This is a genomic window from Longimicrobiaceae bacterium, assembly GCA_035936415.1.
Lineage (GTDB): Bacteria > Gemmatimonadota > Gemmatimonadetes > Longimicrobiales > Longimicrobiaceae > JAFAYN01.
In genome coordinates this window covers 16,452-34,049 of the sequence record DASYWD010000014.1, presented here as the reverse complement: position 1 = coordinate 34,049, position 17,598 = coordinate 16,452, and the positions used below count along the sequence as shown (strand labels likewise).

General features: G+C 71.0%; 15 protein-coding genes. 13 read left to right on the top strand and 2 right to left on the bottom strand.

What is annotated here, in order from left to right; genetic code table 11:
- The 4 genes from VGR37_00500 to VGR37_00485 form a co-directional block, all read left to right on the top strand.
- Positions 1–4,947, top strand: a 4,947-nt coding sequence (locus VGR37_00500; protein ID HEV2145873.1) for a HAMP domain-containing protein, incomplete at its 5' end; no start/stop codon positions are given.
- A gap of 7 nt (positions 4,948–4,954) precedes the next feature.
- Positions 4,955–5,812, top strand: coding sequence for a protein-glutamate O-methyltransferase CheR (locus tag VGR37_00495; GenBank protein ID HEV2145872.1), 858 nt, complete (start codon positions 4,955–4,957; stop codon positions 5,810–5,812).
- On the top strand, positions 5,812–6,402 hold the full coding sequence (locus tag VGR37_00490) for a chemotaxis protein CheB (GenBank protein HEV2145871.1): 591 nt from the start codon (positions 5,812–5,814) through the stop codon (positions 6,400–6,402). The genes VGR37_00495 and VGR37_00490 overlap by 1 nt, the downstream gene beginning before the upstream one ends.
- On the top strand, positions 6,402–8,096 hold the full coding sequence (locus tag VGR37_00485; GenBank protein HEV2145870.1) for an ATP-binding protein: 1,695 nt from the start codon (positions 6,402–6,404) through the stop codon (positions 8,094–8,096). Before VGR37_00490 ends, VGR37_00485 begins: the two co-directional genes overlap by 1 nt.
- Positions 8,097–8,257: 161 nt before the next feature.
- Here VGR37_00485 and VGR37_00480 read toward each other — a convergent pair whose 3' ends face one another.
- Entirely contained in the window at positions 8,258–8,752 is a 495-nt protein-coding gene (locus VGR37_00480) for a hypothetical protein (protein HEV2145869.1), read from the bottom strand.
- Complete coding sequence (locus tag VGR37_00475; GenBank protein ID HEV2145868.1) at positions 8,749–9,060, bottom strand: hypothetical protein; 312 nt, start codon at positions 9,058–9,060, stop codon at positions 8,749–8,751. Before VGR37_00475 ends, VGR37_00480 begins: the two co-directional genes overlap by 4 nt.
- A gap of 176 nt (positions 9,061–9,236) precedes the next feature.
- On the opposite strand from VGR37_00475, the gene VGR37_00470 reads away from it, so the two are divergent.
- The 9 genes from VGR37_00470 (at position 9,237) to VGR37_00430 (ending at position 17,523) form a co-directional block, all read left to right on the top strand.
- Positions 9,237–9,686: a peroxiredoxin gene (locus VGR37_00470; protein HEV2145867.1), complete on the top strand. Its 450-nt coding sequence runs from the start codon at positions 9,237–9,239 to the stop codon at positions 9,684–9,686.
- Positions 9,679–10,350 carry an MBL fold metallo-hydrolase gene (locus VGR37_00465; protein HEV2145866.1) on the top strand — a complete coding sequence of 224 codons (672 nt, stop codon included), beginning with the start codon at positions 9,679–9,681 and terminating at the stop codon, positions 10,348–10,350. Before VGR37_00470 ends, VGR37_00465 begins: the two co-directional genes overlap by 8 nt.
- Before the next feature lie 106 nt (positions 10,351–10,456).
- Positions 10,457–10,759, top strand: coding sequence for a type II toxin-antitoxin system HigB family toxin (locus VGR37_00460; GenBank protein ID HEV2145865.1), 303 nt, complete (start codon positions 10,457–10,459; stop codon positions 10,757–10,759).
- Positions 10,759–11,190, top strand: coding sequence for a helix-turn-helix domain-containing protein (locus VGR37_00455; protein ID HEV2145864.1), 432 nt, complete (start codon positions 10,759–10,761; stop codon positions 11,188–11,190). Before VGR37_00460 ends, VGR37_00455 begins: the two co-directional genes overlap by 1 nt.
- Entirely contained in the window at positions 11,187–11,972 is a 786-nt protein-coding gene (gene purN, locus VGR37_00450; GenBank protein HEV2145863.1) for a phosphoribosylglycinamide formyltransferase, read from the top strand. The genes VGR37_00455 and purN overlap by 4 nt, the downstream gene beginning before the upstream one ends.
- A gap of 44 nt (positions 11,973–12,016) precedes the next feature.
- Positions 12,017–13,603, top strand: a complete 1,587-nt coding sequence (gene purH, locus VGR37_00445) for a bifunctional phosphoribosylaminoimidazolecarboxamide formyltransferase/IMP cyclohydrolase (GenBank protein ID HEV2145862.1) — start codon at positions 12,017–12,019, stop codon at positions 13,601–13,603.
- Positions 13,603–15,003, top strand: a complete 1,401-nt coding sequence (gene gltX / locus VGR37_00440) for a glutamate--tRNA ligase (protein ID HEV2145861.1) — start codon at positions 13,603–13,605, stop codon at positions 15,001–15,003. The genes purH and gltX overlap by 1 nt, the downstream gene beginning before the upstream one ends.
- A 55-nt stretch (positions 15,004–15,058) precedes the next feature.
- A complete protein-coding gene (gene larC, locus VGR37_00435; GenBank protein HEV2145860.1) occupies positions 15,059–16,228 on the top strand; it encodes a nickel pincer cofactor biosynthesis protein LarC in 1,170 nt (389 codons plus the stop codon).
- A 65-nt stretch (positions 16,229–16,293) separates the two neighbouring features.
- Positions 16,294–17,523: a tetratricopeptide repeat protein gene (locus tag VGR37_00430; protein HEV2145859.1), complete on the top strand. Its 1,230-nt coding sequence runs from the start codon at positions 16,294–16,296 to the stop codon at positions 17,521–17,523.
- The last annotated feature ends 75 nt before the right edge of the window (positions 17,524–17,598 follow it).

Below are 17,598 nucleotides of genomic sequence, written 5' to 3'. Positions count from 1 at the left end.
GACCTGACGCGCAAGATCACGGTGGAGGCGCAGGGCGAGATCCTGCAGATCAAGGACGTGATCAACTCCATGGTCGACCGCCTCTCCGTCTTCGCCGACGAGGTCACGCGCGTGGCCCGCGAGGTAGGCACCGAGGGCGTGCTGGGCGGGCAGGCGGAGGTGCCGGGGGTGGCGGGGACGTGGAAGGACCTGACGGACAACGTGAACTTCATGGCCGGCAACCTCACCGGCCAGGTCCGCAACATCGCCCTGGTGACGACCGCCGTGGCGAACGGCGACCTGTCCCAGAAGATCACGGTCGACGTCAAGGGCGAGATGCTGGAACTGAAGAACACCATCAACACCATGGTGGACCAGCTCTCCTCCTTCGCCTCCGAGGTGACCCGCGTGGCGCGCGAGGTCGGCACCGAGGGGGAGCTGGGGGGACAGGCGCGGGTGGAGGGAGTGGCGGGGGTGTGGCGGGACCTGACGGACAACGTGAACCAGCTGGCGGGGAACCTGACCGTGCAGCTGCGCGACGTCTCGGCCGTGGCGACGGCGATCGCGGACGGCGACCTGACGCGCAAGATCACGGTGGAGGCGCAGGGCGAGATCCTGCAGATCAAGGACGTGATCAACTCCATGGTCGACCGCCTCTCCGTCTTCGCCGACGAGGTCACGCGCGTGGCCCGCGAGGTAGGCACCGAGGGCGTCTTGGGCGGGCAGGCGGAGGTGCCGGGAGTGGCGGGGACGTGGAAGGACCTGACGGACAACGTGAACTTCATGGCCGGCAACCTCACCGGCCAGGTCCGCAACATCGCCCTGGTGACGACCGCCGTGGCGAACGGCGACCTCTCCCAGAAGATCACGGTCGACGTCAAGGGCGAGATGCTGGAGCTGAAGAACACCATCAACAGCATGGTGGACCGGCTCTCCGTCTTCGCCTCCGAAGTGACCCGCGTGGCGCGCGAGGTGGGCACGGAGGGCGTGCTGGGCGGGCAGGCGGAGGTGCCGGGGGTGGCGGGCACGTGGAAGGACCTGACGGACAACGTGAACTTCATGGCCGGCAACCTCACCGGCCAGGTCCGCAACATCGCCGACGTGACCACCGCCGTCGCCCGCGGCGACCTGTCGCAGAAGATCACGGTGGACGTGAAGGGTGAGCTGCTGGAGCTGAAGCGCACCATCAACACGATGGTGGACCAGCTCTCCTCCTTCGCCTCCGAGGTGACCCGCGTGGCCCGCGAGGTGGGCACCGAGGGGAGACTGGGCGGTCAGGCGGACGTGCCGGGCGTGGCGGGCACATGGAAGGACCTGACGGACAACGTGAACTTCATGGCCGGCAACCTCACCGGCCAGGTCCGCAACATCGCCGACGTGACCACGGCGGTCGCGCGCGGCGACCTGTCGCGCAAGATCACGGTGGACGTGAAGGGCGAGATGCTGGAGCTGAAGAACACCATCAACACCATGGTGGACCAGCTCTCCTCCTTCGCCTCCGAGGTGACCCGCGTGGCGCGCGAGGTGGGCACGGAGGGCGTCCTGGGGGGCCAGGCCAACGTCCCGGGGGTGGCGGGAACGTGGAAGGACCTGACGGACAACGTCAACTTCATGGCCGGCAACCTCACCGTGCAGCTGCGCGACGTGTCCGCGGTGGCGACGGCGATCGCGGACGGCGACCTGACGCGGAAGATCACCGTGGACGTGCGCGGCGAGATCCTGCAGATCAAGGACGTCATCAACAGCATGGTGGACCGCCTCTCCGTCTTCGCGGGCGAGGTGACCCGGGTGGCGAAGGAGGTGGGGACCGAAGGGAAGCTGGGCGGCCAGGCGGAAGTGCCCAACGTGGCGGGGACGTGGAAGGCGCTCACGGAGAACGTGAACGCCATGGCGAACTCGCTCACGGCGCAGGTCCGGGCGATCAAGGATGTCGCCATCGCGGTGACCGAGGGCGACCTGACGCGTACGATCACGGTGGAGGCGCGCGGCGAGCTGGACGAGCTGAAGCGCAACATCAACCAGATGATCGCCAACCTCCGCGAGACCACGGAGACCAACAAGCAGCAGGACTGGCTCAAGACCAACCTGGCCAAGTTCAGCCGGATGATGCAGGGGCAGAAGGACCTGGAGTCGGTCTCGCGCCTGATCATGTCCGAGCTGACCCCGCTGGTGGGCGCGAACCACGGCGCCTTCTTCATCATGGACGGCGACGGGGGGGACGCGCGCGAGAACGTGCTCAAGCTGGTCGCCTCGTACGCCTACCGAGCGCGGAAGAGCGTCTCCAACCGGTTCCACCTGGGCGAAGGGCTGGTGGGACAGAGCGCGCTGGAGAAGAAGCCGATCCTGCTCACCGGCGTCCCCGACGACTACATCCAGATCAACTCCGGGTTGGGCGAGGCCCCGCCGCGCAGCATCTACGTCCTCCCCATCCTCTTCGAGGGCGACGTCCGGGCGGTGGTGGAGCTGGCGTCGTTCAACCCGTTCTCCCAGATCCATCAGGTCTTCCTCGACCAGCTCGCCGAGAGCGTGGGCGTGGTGATCAACATGATCACCGCCAACATGCGGACCGAGGAGCTGCTGCTCCAGTCGCAGAACCTGACGCAGGAGCTGCAGAGCCAGTCGCAGGAGCTGCAGTCGCAGCAGGAGGAGCTGCGCCGCACGAACGCCGAGCTGGAGGCGCAGGCCAAGAGCCTCAAGGCCTCGGAAGAGGCGCTCAAGGAGCAGCAGGAGGAGCTGCAGCAGGTCAACGAGGAGCTGGAGGAGAAGGCGGCGCTCCTCGCCGAGCAGAACAAGAAGGTGGAGCAGAAGAACGCCGAGGTGGAGGCGGCGCGCCTCGCCCTGGAGGAGAAGGCCGAGCAGCTGGCGCTCTCGTCGCGCTACAAGAGCGAGTTCCTGGCGAACATGAGCCACGAGCTGCGCACCCCGCTCAACTCGCTGCTCATCCTGGCGCGGCTCCTGACCGAGAACAAGGAAGGGAACCTCACCGAGAAGCAGGTGGAGTACGCCCAGACCATCCTGGGCGCCGGGAGCGACCTGCTCACGCTGATCAACGACGTGCTGGACCTGTCGAAGATCGAGGCCGGGAGGATGGACATCAACCCGGCCGACGTGCTGCTGGCCGACGTCCGCGAGTTCGTCCGGCGCAGCTTCCAGCCGCTGGCCGAGCAGAAGGGGCTCGAGTTCGCGGTCGAGGTGGACCCGGAGCTGCCGGAGTCGGTCCGCACCGACGGGCAGCGCCTGCAGCAGGTGCTCAAGAACCTCCTTTCCAACGCCTTCAAGTTCACCGAGCGGGGGCGGGTCGCGCTGACCATCCGCGAGGCGGAGCGGAGCCGCCGCTTCGGCAATCCCGCGCTGGACGAGGCGGAGCGGGTGATCGCCTTCGCGGTGAGCGACACCGGGATCGGGATCGCCAGGGACAAGCAGCGCCTGGTGTTCGAAGCGTTCCAGCAGGCCGACGGCACCACCAGCCGCAAGTACGGCGGCACGGGGCTGGGACTCTCCATCTCCCGGGAAATCGCGCGCCTGCTGGGCGGCGAGATCCGGGTGGAGAGCGCGGAGGGGGAGGGGAGCACCTTCACCCTCTTCATCCCGGCCGACTTCGATTTCCCGGAGCAGCCGGGCGACGGCCCCGACATGATGCCCATGGGCCAGCCGGCGGAGCCGTTCGCCGCGGCGGCGGCGGTACCGGCGCTGCGCATCGGGGCGGCTCCGGCGCCGCGGGGGCGGAGGCCCGACGCGGCGTCGCTCCCGGAGGCCCCGGTGCACGACGACCGGAGCGTCATTGAGAACGGCGACCGCGTGGTGCTGATCATCGAGAACGACCTGGGCTTCGCGCGGATCCTCCTGGACATGGCCCGCGACAAGGGCTTCCGCGGGATCGTGGCGGCGGACGGCGAGTCGGGGCTGGCGCTGGCGAACGAGTACCACCCGGACGCCATCACCCTGGACATCGACCTCCCGGGGATCGACGGGTGGACGGTGCTGGACCGGCTGAAGCACCGCTCCACCACGCGGCACATCCCGGTGCACATCGTCTCCGGGACGGAGAAGCGGCAGAGGGGGCTGAGGCAGGGCGCCGTGTCGTTCCTGGAGAAGCCGGTGAGCAAGGACGCGCTGGACGACGCCTTCGACGGAATCGCGCGCTTCATCGACGAGCCGGTGAAGAACCTGCTGGTGGTGGAGGACGACGAGACGCAGCGGCGGAGCATCATCGAGCTGGTGGGCGGGGGCGAGGACGTGAGCATCACCGCCGTGGGCTCCGCGGAGGAGGCGCTGCAGGCGCTCGCCGAGCGGCGCTTCGACTGCATGGTGCTGGACCTGGGGCTGGCGGAGATGAGCGGCTTCACCCTGCTGGAGCGGATCAAGAACGACCCCGCGGTGCAGGAGCTGCCCATCATCATCTACACGGGGAAGGACCTGTCCGCGGCGGAGGAGACGCAGCTCCGCCGCTACGCCGACACCATCATCGTCAAGGACGTGAAGTCGCCGGAGCGGCTCCTGGACGAGACGGCGCTCTTCCTGCACCGGGTGGAGGCGCGCCTCCCGGAGCCGAAGCGGAGGATGCTGGAGCGGCTGCACAACACGGACGCCACCTTCGAGGGGAAGAAGGTGCTGATCGTGGACGACGACGTCCGCAACATCTTCTCGCTCACCAGCGTGCTGGAGTCGTACGGGATGCAGGTGGTGTTCGCGGAGAACGGCCGCGAGGCGCTGGAGATGCTGGCGGCCCACCCCGATGTGGACCTGGTGCTGATGGACGTGATGATGCCGGAGATGGACGGCTACGAGACCACCCGGGCCATCCGCGGGATGGACGAGTTCCGGTCGCTCCCCATCATCTCCGTGACAGCCAAGGCCATGAAGGGCGACCGGGAGAAGACGCTGGCGGCGGGAGCTTCGGACTACATCACCAAGCCGGTGGACACCGAGCAGCTCCTGTCGCTCCTGCGCGTCTGGCTGTACTCCTGAGCCGCGCATGAAGTCCGCGAGCCTGCCGACGGCGCCGGAGAGCTACCCGGCGGAGCTGGAGAGGATCGAGGTGGAGCTCCTCATGGAGGGGATCTTCCGCCACTACGGCTTCGACTTCCGCTCCTACGCCTACGCCTCGCTGCGGCGCCGGCTGTGGAAGCGGATCGGGGCGGAGGGGCTGTCGACCGTGAGCGCCCTGCAGGAGCGGGTGCTGCACGACCCGGACGCCATGGAGAGGCTCCTGATGGACCTTTCCGTCAACGTCACCTCCATGTTCCGGGACCCCAACTTCTACAAGGCGTTCCGGACCGGCGTCGTGCCGCTGCTCCGGACGTACCCCTTCATCCGGGTGTGGCACGCCGGGTGCTCGACGGGGGAGGAGGTGTACTCCATGGCGATCCTCCTGCAGGAGGAGGGGCTGTACGAGCGGGCCCGCATCTACGCCACGGACATCAACGAAGTGGTGCTCGCCCAGGCGCGCGCGGGGATCTTCCCGCTGGAGAAGATGCAGGAGTACACGCAGAACTACCTGCGGGGCGGCGGCACGCGCTCCTTCTCGGAGTACTACACCGCGGCGTACGGCGGGGCGCTCTTCTCGCCGGCTTTGCGGGAGAACGTGGTCTTCGCGCAGCACAACCTGGTCACGGACCGGTCGTTCAGCGAGTTCAACGTGATCCTCTGCCGGAACGTGATGATCTACTTCGACCGCTCGCTGCAGAACCGGGTGCACGAGCTGTTCTACGAGAGCCTCCCCATGTACGGGATCCTAGCGCTGGGGAGCAAGGAGTCGCTCAAGTTCTCCAGGTACGAGGACTGCTACGAGGCGGTCGACCCGCGGGAGAAGATCTACCGCAAGGTGGCCTAGTGACGGTGGCTCCTGTGCTGGTGATGATCGGGGTGTCGGCGGGGGGGCTGGATGCGGTCTGCACGCTCCTCCGGGGGCTCCCGGAGGACTTCCGGATGGCGCTGGTGGTGGTGCAGCACCGCAGCAAGGACTCGGACGCGCTCTGCGAGGTGCTGCAGGAGTGCACTCCGCTCCCGGTTCACGAGGCCACCGACAAGGCGTCGGCCGAGCAGGGAAAGGTGTACCTGGCGCCCCCGGACTACCACCTGCTGCTGGAGGACGGGTACTTCTCGCTCTCCACCGACGCGCCGGAGATGTACAGCCGCCCGTCCATCGACGTGGCCTTCGAGAGCGCGGCCGATGCATACGGCGCCCGCGTGGTGGGCGTGGTGCTCACCGGCGCGAACCACGACGGCGCCCGGGGCCTGCGGCGGATCGTGGACCGGGGCGGCACCGCCCTGGTGCAGGACCCCGCCACGGCCGAGGTGGCCGTGATGCCGGCGGCGGCGCTGCGCGCCGTCCCGGAAGCCGAGGTGCTCACGCTGCCGCGCATCGCGGAGCGCCTCCTCACCCTGCAGACGCCCCCGGCCACGCCGGGTGGGAAGCGCTGATGTCCGAGACCCCGCAGGCCGCCGCACGGATCCTGATGGTGGACGACCGGATCGAGAACCTGGTCGCGCTGGAGGCCATCCTCCAGCCGCTGGGTCACGAGCTGGTCCGGGCCAATTCGGGCGAGGAAGCGCTCCGCCAGGTGCTCCTGCACGACTTCGCGGTGATCCTCCTGGACGTGCAGATGCCCGGGATGAACGGCTTCGAGACGGCGCACCTGATCAAGTCGCGGGAGCGCTCGCGCGCCACGCCCATCATCTTCCTGACGGCCATCAGCAAGGAGGAGGAGTACGTCTTCGAGGGGTACTCGGCCGGGGCGGTGGACTACATGTTCAAGCCCTTCAACCCCACCATTCTCCGCTCCAAGGTGGCCGTCTTCGTGGAGCTGTACCTGAGAGGGGCGCAGCTCCGCCGGCAGGACGAGCTGCTGCGGGAGGGGGAGCGGCGGGAGATGGAGCTCCGGCACCGCGCGCAGCTCGTGGAGTCGGAGGCGCGCTACGCGGACATCGTGGACTCGGCGCTGGAGGCGATCGTCACCTTCGGGGAGGACCGGCGCATCACGCTCTTCAACCGCGCGGCGGAGCGGGTCTTCGGGTGCAGCGCCGACGACGCGGTGGGATCGCCCATCGACCGCTTCTTCGATCCGGCCCTGGAGCTGGAGGCGGAGAACCGTCCGCGCGAACGGACCGCCCCCGACCGCACGGCCTCCCGGGCCGCCGGCTCCACCATCCGCGAGGCAGTGGGGGTGCGCACGGGCGGCGAGCGCTTCCCTGCGGAGTTCTCGGCGTCGTGCCTGCAGGTGCAGGACGAGCGGGTGCACACCCTGATCCTGCGCGACATCTCGGAGCGGCGGCGCGCGGAGGAGGCGCTGCGCGCGCAGGCGGTGTCGCTGGCGAACACCACGGAGGAGCTGCGCGTCCTGAACGAGGAGCTGAACCGGCGCACCATCGAGCTGGAGCGCGCGATGGGCGCCCGGAGCCGCTTCTACGCCAACATGAGCCACGAGCTGCGCACCCCCATCAACGCCATCCTGGGGTACAGCTCGCTCCTCCTGGACAACATCTACGGCCCGCTCAACGAGCAGCAGGTGTCGAGCATCGAGCGCACCCACAAGGCGGCCAACCACCTGCTGGAGCTGGTCAACGACATCCTGGACCTTTCCAAGATCGAGGCCGGGAAGATGGAGCTGCAGCTGGAGTCGGTGGGCTTCCCGGAGTTGATCCAGGACCTGTTCGTCACCGTGGCCCCCTTCGCGGAGCAGCACGGGGTCGAGCTGTCGCTGGAGTCCCGGAGCGAGCCGTTCAGCATCGTCTCGGATGCGCGGCGGGTGCGGCAGATCGTGCTGAACCTGCTCTCCAACGCCATCAAGTTCGGCGGCGGGAAGCCGGTGCGGGTGGTGTCCGGCAGGCGCGACGACGGGGGGCTGCTGGTGGAGGTGATCGACGTGGGCGAGGGGATCGCCCTGGACGACCAGGAGAAGATCTTCGACGAGTTCGTGCAGCTCGAAAACGGGCAGAACACGCAGGGCACCGGGCTCGGGCTCCCGATCTCCCGGAGGCTCGCGGAGCTGCTGGGGGGCTCGCTCGACGTGGCGTCCACGCCCGGCGAGGGGAGCACCTTCACGCTGAGCCTCCCGGTCTCCGATCCGGAGCTGGCGGCAATGGAGGTGGGCGAAGGGGTGGCGGCCGGGCGGTAGGCCGCGGGTCTGTCGCGATGGGTCGGCGGGGGGAGGCTCCTCCGGCGGTGCGACACCCGAAGGGACTCGCCAGAGCACTCGCCCGACCACTCGCGCGGGAGGTGAGTGGAGCGCGGGCTCACACAGACGCACCGCCTGCTGAGCCTCCCCCCACCTCCCGGTCAGCGCCCCGGTTGCCGGGGCTGGTTGTCGCCTCGAACGCCGTCCGCGACTTCTGGTACCTCGTCCGCCTGCTCGCGCAGGCGGGACACGTCGTCCGAGAGCCGCTCCACGTCGTCCCTGATCGCCCCGGCTCGCCGCGCACCCTCCGCGGCGCGCCGTTCCGTTTCCTCCAGGTCGTCCCGGGCCTCGTCGAGCTCGCGCCCGGTGTGCTGGAGCGTGCCCGCGGCGTCCGCCTGGCCCGCGGCGAGCTCCTCCTGCCGCAGGGACGTCGCCACGTCGTCGGCGGCGCGCACCTGCTCGGCGCGGTGGATGGCGCCGCTCCCACGGATGTCCAGGGCGGGGGGAGCCTGGGGGACCAGCTCCGGGCGCTCGCCGGTGAGCGCGGCGGGCCGGCTGCTCTCCGCCAGGTCGCGCGCGTCCGCGGCGATGCGCTCGGCCTGCTCGCGGATCTTCCGCAGCTCCTCCCCGTTCCGCGGGTCGCTGGGGCGGCTCACGGGCGGTCTCCGCGGTCGTCCGGCCCCCTCATGGGGACGTCGTCGGGCGCGGTGGCGGCGGTGCGGCGGTTCTGCTCCTCCAGCGCCTCGCGGTCCTCGGCCACGCGGCGCATGGCGGCGGCGTTCTCCGGGTCGCGCGCCGCCCCGGAGCCCTGCGACTCTCCGACAGGGGTGTCCACCGAGTCCGGCGCGGTGGCGCGGACTCGCTCTGCCTGCGCGGCCTGCGCGTCACGGTTCTCCTTCGCGTTCGCTACGTGCTCGCGGGCGTCGGTGGTGTCCTCGTTGGCGTGCGGATCGCGGTTGTCCATGATCGGGCTCCTGTGGGTGCGTTTCTCCACCGTTCGGGGGGTGCTCACGACGCAAGTGGTGTTCCCCAGGACGTTTGCGGTGCGTTTGCCGGTCCATTCGTTGCCATCGGTCGGCTCCTTCCCCATCTTCCCCGGCTGAAACGGCCAAAGAACCATCCGCACCGGAGGAAGCTCTCATGTCGGCCACGGACACCCTGCTGAACGCGGGCTCGGACGCCCCCAACTTCACCGCGAAGACCACGGACGGCGACACCGTCTCCCTCCACGACTTCCGGGGGAAGCGCAACGTCCTCCTGATGTTTTACCCGAAGGACGACACCCCCGGCTGCACCAGGCAGATGTGCGCCGCGCGCGACGAGGGGGCGGAGTACGAGGCCGCCCACGTGGTGCGCTTCGGCGTGAACGACGGGGACCTCGCCAGCCACGAGCACTTCCGCGACAAGTACTCGCTGGACTTTCCGCTCATCGTGGACGAGGGGAAGGAGATCGCGCGGGCGTACGGGACGCTGGGCGAGAACGGGTGGACCGCCCGCTCCACCTTCCTGATCGACACGCACGGGCGGATCGTGTACGCGGCGCCGGGGGCGCACGGCGCGGACGAGGTGCTGGAGGCGATCCGTGGCTGAGGGCGGCCGCGGCGAGGCCACCGTCCGCACCTTCACCGGCGGGGTCTTCGGCCAGAACATGTTCCTGGTGACCTGCGCGCGCACGGGGAAGGGGATCCTGGTGGACCCCGGCGCCGCCGTGGACGAGGCCCTGGCGGAGGCGAAGCGGCAGGGGACGGAGGTCGAGCGGATCGTGCTGACGCACTCGCACCTCGACCACGTGGACGGCGTCGGGCGGGCGAAGCGGGAGACGGGCGCCCCCATCGTGCTGCACCGCGAAGCGGAGGCGATGTACCACGCCGCTCCCGCCCAGGCGCAGATGTTCGGCGTCCGGGTGGAGCCGCTCCCCCCGGTGGACGGCTACCTGGAGGCGGGGACGCCGGTGCGCTTCGGCGAGTGCGAGCTGGAGGTGCGCCCCACCCCCGGGCACGCTCCGGGGCACGTGACGCTGGTGGGGGAGGGGTACGCGCTGGTGGGCGACTGCGTCTTCCGCGGCTCCATCGGGCGGACGGACCTGCCGGGCGGCGACTTCCAGGTGCTGATGCGCTCCATCCGCGAGCAGATCCTCACCCTTCCCGACGAGACCACGCTGTACTCCGGCCACGGGCCGGAGACCACGGTGGGCTTCGAGCGGGCGGCGAACCCGTTCCTGGTGCCGCACTACGGGGGCAGCTCGTTCGGTTGAGACGCGGCCGCAGGGATCTCGGTGCGGGGCGGTCTCCACGGAGGCCGCCCTTCGTGTATCCGTCCGGCAGCCTTGCTCCCATGGTGGGACCAGGTTATTTTCCGGTATGCGGATCATCGCCAAACGGACCCTGCGCCAGTTCTGGGAGACGCATCCGCGGGGTGCCGCCGCGAGGATGCCGCTCCTCGTGTGGCACAGCACGGTCGAAGCTGCGGACTGGGCGAGCCCAGCCGACGTGAAAGCCACCTATGGCGACGCGAGCATCTTGAAGAACAGTCGCGTCGTTTTCAACATCGCGGGGAACCGGTACAGGCTCATCGCACGGATCAACTATCCCTATCGAGTCGTTTACATCCGGTTCGTGGGGACGCACGAGGAATACGACCAAATCGACGCGGAGGCGATCTGATGGAAATCACCGTCCGGCCGATCCAAACGGAGGAGGACTACGATGCCGCCCTGTCGGAGGTCGATGCTCTCATGAACGCGGAGCCGGGCACTCCGGAGGGCGCCCGCCTCGACGTTCTCGTCACGCTGATCGAGGCGTACGAGAGGCGGCATTGGCCCATCGACGCTCCGGATCCGATCGAGGCGATCCGGGCTCGTATGGAGCAGAAGAACCTCCGCCAGCGCGACCTTGAGCCCATGATCGGGTCACGCGGCCGCGTCTCGGAGGTCCTATCCGGGAAGAGGGCGCTGACCCTCCCCATGATCCGGCGGCTGTCGAAGGGGCTGGATCTGCGCGCCGACGTGCTGATCCAGGAGGTCCCGATCGCCGGGCGGCGCCGCTCCACGAGAAAGCGTACCACCTTGCCCGGGGGGGCTGGCGGCGGCGGCTGACGTCATGCCTTGCCGGTCCCCGTAGGCCCCCCGTATCTTCCCGCCGCTTCGACCCCAACGGGAGAACGGAACTGGCCGAGCCAAAGCGCGTCGCGGTCCTCGCCTCGGGCGGGGGGACCAACCTGCAGTCGCTCCTGGACCGCTTCAACGCGGGGGAGTCGCCGGACGTGCGTGTCGAGCTGGTCGTGGGGAGCCGCGCCGGGATCGGCGCGCTGGAGCGGGCGGAGCGCGCGGGGGTGACGGCCGTCGTGCTCTCGGTGAAGGAGATGGGCGCGGAGGCGTACACCGCCGCGCTCCTCGCGGAGCTGGAGCGGCACCGGACCGACCTCGTCGTGCTCGCCGGCTTTCTCCAGCTCGTCCCGGTGGCGGTGGTCGAGCGCTACGAGGGGCGGATGATCAACGTCCACCCGGCGCTCCTCCCGGCGTTCGGCGGGGCGGGGATGTACGGGATCCGGGTGCACCGCGCGGTGATCGAGTCCGGCGCGTGCATCTCCGGCGCGACGGTGCACCGCGTGAGCGAGGAGTACGACTCCGGCGCGATCCTCGCCCAGTGGCCGGTTCCCGTCCTCGCGGGCGACACCCCCGAGGCGCTGGCCGCACGCGTCCTCGCCGTGGAGCACCGGCTCCTCCCGCTGGTGGTGGAGGCGCTCGCCCGCGGCGAGGCACCACAGATGCAGTCGATCGGAGACCCCGTGGCCTTCGACCTGGTGCCCCGCGCGCACCCGGCCGACGAGTCCATCCGGGGTCTCTTCGTTTTCGGGGGAATAGCCGCCGACGGCTGATCGTTTCTCCCGGCCGACCCGTACTTCGTACCTCCGTTTCCAGGATGCCAAGGGCACTTCTCAGCGTTTCCGACAAGTCCGGCCTGGTCCCCTTCGCGCGGGCGCTCGCGGAGCGCGGCTGGACGCTGCTCTCCACCGGCGGCACCTCGCGGGTCCTCCGCGATGCGGGGCTGGAGGTGGTGGAGGTGAGCGAGGTGACCGGGCACCCGGAGATGATGGACGGGCGGGTGAAGACGCTGCACCCGGCCGTCCACGGCGGCCTCCTCGCGCGGCGGGGGCACCCGACGGACATGGAGGAGATGCGGGCGCAGGGGTACGGGACGATCGACCTGGTGGCGGTGAACCTCTACCCCTTCCGCGAGACCGTCGCGAAGCCCGGCGTCACGGTGGACGAGGCCATCGAGAACATCGACATCGGCGGGCCCTCGATGCTGCGCTCCGCGGCCAAGAACCACGAGAGCGTCTGGGTGGTGGCGGACTCCGCGGACTACGGGCGGGTGCTCGGCGCGCTGGACGCCCCGCCGGTAGAGACGCTGCCCCTCCGGCGGGAGCTGGCGGCGAAGGTGTACGCGCACACCTCGTCGTACGACGCCGCCATCGCCGCGTACCTGGTGGAGCGGCTCCGCGGCGGCGACGCGGCGGGGGCGGAGCCGAGCCCCGGAGTGGAGGCCTTCCCGCGCGAGCTGGGCGTCTCGCTCACGAAGGTGCAGGACCTGCGGTACGGCGAGAACCCGGACCAGCGCGCGGCCTTCTACGCGGAGGGGGAGGCCGCGGGGGGGCTCCCGCGGATGCGGCAGCTTCACGGCAAGGAGCTGTCCTTCAACAACCTGCTGGACGTGGACGCCGCAGTGCTCGCGGTCTCCGCGTGGGCGGGGGACGACCTGGCGGCGTGCGCCATCATCAAGCACACCACCCCCTGCGGGATCGCGGTGGGCGCCCACGCCGCGGAAGCGTACCGGAAGGCGCTCTCCACGGATCCGACCAGCGCCTTCGGCTCCGTGATCGCCTTCAACGGCGAGGTGACTGAAGAGGCCGCGGTGCTGCTGCGCCCGAACTTCGTGGAGGCCATCGTCGCGCCGGGCTTCCACCCCCGCGCGCTGGAGCTGCTGCGCGAGAAGAAGAACCTGCGCCTGATCGAGCTCCCCACCGACCGGGGCGGCGAGGGGGAGCTGGACTTCAAGCGCGTCCGCGGCGGCTTCGTGGTGCAGGACCGCCTGTCCATGCGCTTCGCCGAGGAGGGCTGGCGCGTCGTCACCCGCCGCGCGCCCACGGGCGGGGAGATGCACGACCTGCGCTTCGCCTGGCGCGCCGTGGCGACGGTGAAGTCCAACGCCATCCTCCTGGCCCGCGGCGGGATGGCGCTGGGGATCGGCGCCGGGCAGATGAGCCGGGTGGACTCCTCCCGCATCGCCGTGCTCAAGGCGCAGGACGCCGGCTTCGACCTCCGGGGCGCCGCCCTGGCGTCGGACGCCTTCTTCCCCTTCCGCGACGGCGTGGACGCCGCGGCGGGCGCGGGGATCCGCGCCGTGATCCAGCCGGGCGGCTCGGTGCGGGACGAGGAGGTGGTCGCGGCCGCGGACGAGCACGGGATCGCGATGGTGTTCACCGGGCGCAGGCTGTTCAGGCACTGATGATCCGCACCCGCTTCGCCCCCAGCCCCACCGGCCACCTCCACGTCGGCGGCGCGCGCACGGCCATCCTCAACTGGCTCCTGGCGCGGCACCACGGCGGGAGCTTCGTGCTGCGCATCGAGGACACCGACCGGGAGCGCAACGTCCCCGGGGCGGAGGCGGCGCTGCTGGACGACCTGCGCTGGCTGGGGCTGGACTGGGACGAGGGGCCGGACGTGGGCGGGCCGCACGGGCCGTACCGGCAGAGCGAGCGGACGGCGGTGTACCGGGAGCACGCGGAGCGGCTGCTCGCGGAGGGACGGGCGTACTGGTGCGTCTGCGGGCCGTCGGAGGCGGAGGGGCCGGGGCACGGGCGGGAGCGCTGCGAGTGCGCGGGGACGCTCTCGCCCGTGGAGCCGCCGGAGGGGGCGGCGGTCCGCTTCCGGGTGCCGGAGGGGGAGGAGGTGGTGGTGGAGGACGCGGTGCGGGGCCGGGTGAGCTTCGCCAGCGAGCACGTGGAGGACTTCGTCCTCCTCCGCTCCGGCGGCGTCCCCACCTACAACTTCGCGGCGGCCGTGGACGACGCGCTCATGCGGATCACGCACGTGGTGCGCGGCAGCGACCACCTGGTGAACACCCCCAAGCAGCTCCTGCTGTACCGCGCCTTCGGGTGGGAGCCGCCCGCGTTCGCGCACGTCCCGCTGATCCTGGGACCGGACCGGCAGAAGCTCTCCAAGCGGCACGGCGCCACCTCCGTGGCCGAGCACCGCCGGCAGGGGTACCTCCCGGAGGCGCTGTTCAACTACCTGTCGCTCCTGGCGTGGTCCTCCCCCTCGGGCGAGGAGAAGCTGCCGCGGGAGCGGCTGGTGCAGGAGGTGGCGCTGGAGCGGGTCGGCGCGAGCGACGCCGTCTTCGACCGCGACAAGTTGCGCTGGCTCTCGTCGCGCTACCTGCAGGGGATGCCGGTCCCGGAGCTGGCGCGCGCGCTGGCGCCCTTCGTGGACCGGGAGCGCTTCCCCGTGGCGGAGGGCGACCTGCCGAGAGTGGCGGCGGCGCTGCGGGAGCGGATCTCGGTGCTCGGCGAGGCCGACGCGGAGCTGGAGCACTTCTGGGCGCCGGAGGCAGGGGAGCGGCGCGAGGCGCGGGAGCGCGCGCTCGCCGACCCGGAGGCCCGCCCCGTGCTGGCGGCGGTGCGCGCGCGGCTGGAAGCGCTCCCGGAGTGGGAGGAGGCCGCCCTCGGCGCCGCGGTCCGCGAGGGCGGCAGGGACGCGGGGGCGAAGGGGCGGGCGATCTTCCTCCCGCTCCGGCTGGCGCTGACCGGCGAGGAGCACGGGCCCGACCTGGCGAAGGTGCTCCTGGTCCAGGGGCGCGAGCGGGTGCTCCGGACGCTCCCGGCCGGTCCCGGAACGGGCGTCGTTTGACGATTCTCCAGGCGCGGCCTATCTTGCGCCCGTCCGTTCACACGAAGAGGCTGATTTGCGCGGTCTGATCTTCGATCCCTTCGCCGGGATCAGCGGCGACATGACCATTGCCGCCCTGCTGGACCTGGGGCTCCCGCTCGCGTGGCTCCAGGACTTCGTGCGCGCCCTGGAGCTGGCCGAGGTCCGCGTGGACGCGGAACGGGTGATGCGGAAGGGGATCGCATCCCAGCGGCTGATCCTGGAACTGCCGCACGAGCACGCCCACCGCCACCTCTCGCACGTGGTGCGGATCATCGAGGGGACGGCGGTCTCCGCGGAGGTGAAGGAGCGCGCGATTCACGCGTTCACGCTTCTTGCGGAGGCTGAGGCAGAAGTGCACGGGACGACCCGGGAGCGCGTGCACTTCCACGAGGTGGGGGCGCTGGACGCCATCATCGACGTGCTGGCCTCCGTGGCCGGCGCGGCGGAGCTGGGGTTCACCGAGTTCTACACCCGGCCGGCGGCGCTGGGGCGCGGGTGGGCGGAGATGGCGCACGGGAACTTCCCCGTCCCCCCGCCGGCCGTGCTCAAGCTTCTGGAGGGGATCCCCGTGCGCGACCCCGAGTTCGAGGGCGAGTGCACCACCCCCACGGGTGCCGCGCTGCTGCGGGCGTTCACCGGGGGCGCGGCGCCTCCCACGACCTTCGTCGCCGAGGCGACCGGGTTCGGGGCGGGGACGCGCGACCCCAGGGACCGCCCCAACTGCCTGCGCCTGGTGGCGATCCGGGCCGGCGGGGGAGGGGAGGGAGAGGTCGTGGTCGTGCAGTGCGACGTGGACGACCTTTCGCCGGAGTACGTCCCGCCGCTGATCGAGGCGGTGCTCGCCGCGGGCGCTCTGGACTGCACCGCGACGCCCACGCTGATGAAGAAGGGGCGTCCGGGGATCCGGGTGGAGGCACTGGCGGCGCCCGCGCTGCTCGACGTGGTGCGGGGCGCCCTCTTCCACGCGGGGTCCTCCATCGGCGTGCGGTTCTGGCCGGTCCGGCGGGAGACGCTCGCCCGCCGCGAGGAGACCGTCGAGTGGCGCGGCCAGCCGGTCCGCGTCAAGCGCTCTTCCCTCCCTGGCGGCGGGGAGCGCGCGAAGCCCGAGTTCGAGGACGTGGTGCGGGCCGCGGAGCGGCTCGGCATGACGCCGCTTGCGGCGTACCGCGCGATGCTGTCCGAGGGGGTGGCGTCGGAGCGCTGATCCGCCCGAGAGCTCGGAGAAAACCCGGCCCGCAGGGGGCCGGCCACCATCACCGGAGGAATGCAATGAGATTCGATCGTCGACTGTTCGTCGCCCTTGGCGCCTCCGCGGTCGCGGGCGCCTGCGCGGCGGCCGGGACGGGCGCGGGGGCCGGGGGCTCGGCCTCGTTCCCGAGCGTCGCCTGCGCCGAGGGCGTGCCCGTCACCCCCAGCGCTGCGGCGGTGACGGCCCAGCGCAGCCTGCTCCTGGGCCGCGCGGACGAGGCTTTCGCCGGTGCGCAGGCCGCCGCGACGGCGGAGCCCGGGAACCCGCAGCACCAGTTCCTGCTGGGGCAGGCCGCGATCGCGGCCGGCAACTTCGAGGCGGCCGACCAGGCGTTCGACCGCGCAGAGCAGCTCTGCTCCGCCTTCGGGGCGGAGATCGCCCCCGAGCGCGAGCGCGGCTGGGCCACCGCCTTCCAGGCCGGCCTGGAGGCCTACCAGGCGGGTGACACCGCCACGGCCCTGGCGAGCTGGCAGCGCGCCAACGCGCTCTTCGAGGGGCGCCCGGACGCCCACTACAACCTTGGCGTCGTGTACTCGCAGCGCGGCGACTTCCCCGCGGCGATCAACGCGTACCGCCAGGCGATCACCATCGTGGACCGGATGCCCGCCGACACCTCCGCCGAGGAGATGGCGACCCGGGCGGAGACCCGCCAGAACGCCATGGCCGGGCTGCTGAGCGTGGGCGCGCGGCAGTTCGCGGCGAACCAGTTCGACCCCGCGGTCGAGGTCTTCCGGCACCTCACCACGATCGACCCGAACAACCGCGACGCCTGGTACAACCTGGCGCTGGCGCTCTACAAGCAGGAGCGCTGGGACGACCTGGTCCCCATCGCGACACGGGTGGTGCAGATCGATCCGCTGAACGAGAACGCCCGGATCATCCTCTTCAACGCGTACAAGGGGCAGGCCGAGGCGGCCCAGCGGGCCAACAACACCGCCCGCCAGCGCGAGATCCAGAACCAGGCGCTGCGCACGCTGGAGGAGGTGGAGGCGCTCCCGGTGTTCGTGGACGAGATCCGCTTCGAGGGCACGGAGGGCGGACAGGCACAGCTCACCGGACGCGTGATCGGCAACCGCGCCACCGCCGGGCAGCAGGTGAGGCTGAACTTCACCTTCTTCGGCCCCAACGGCCAGGTGGGGACGCAGACGGCCACCGTCGCCGCGCCGGCCAAGGGGCAGAGCACGCCGTTCCAGGTGCCGCTCCCGGCGGGGCAGCCGGTCACCAGCTTCAGCTACACCGTCGCGCGCTGACCGCGCGGGGGCGGGACGGAAAGGGGGCGGCTCCGCGGAGCCGCCCCTTTTCTTTTTCTTCGCGCGGCCCGCTCG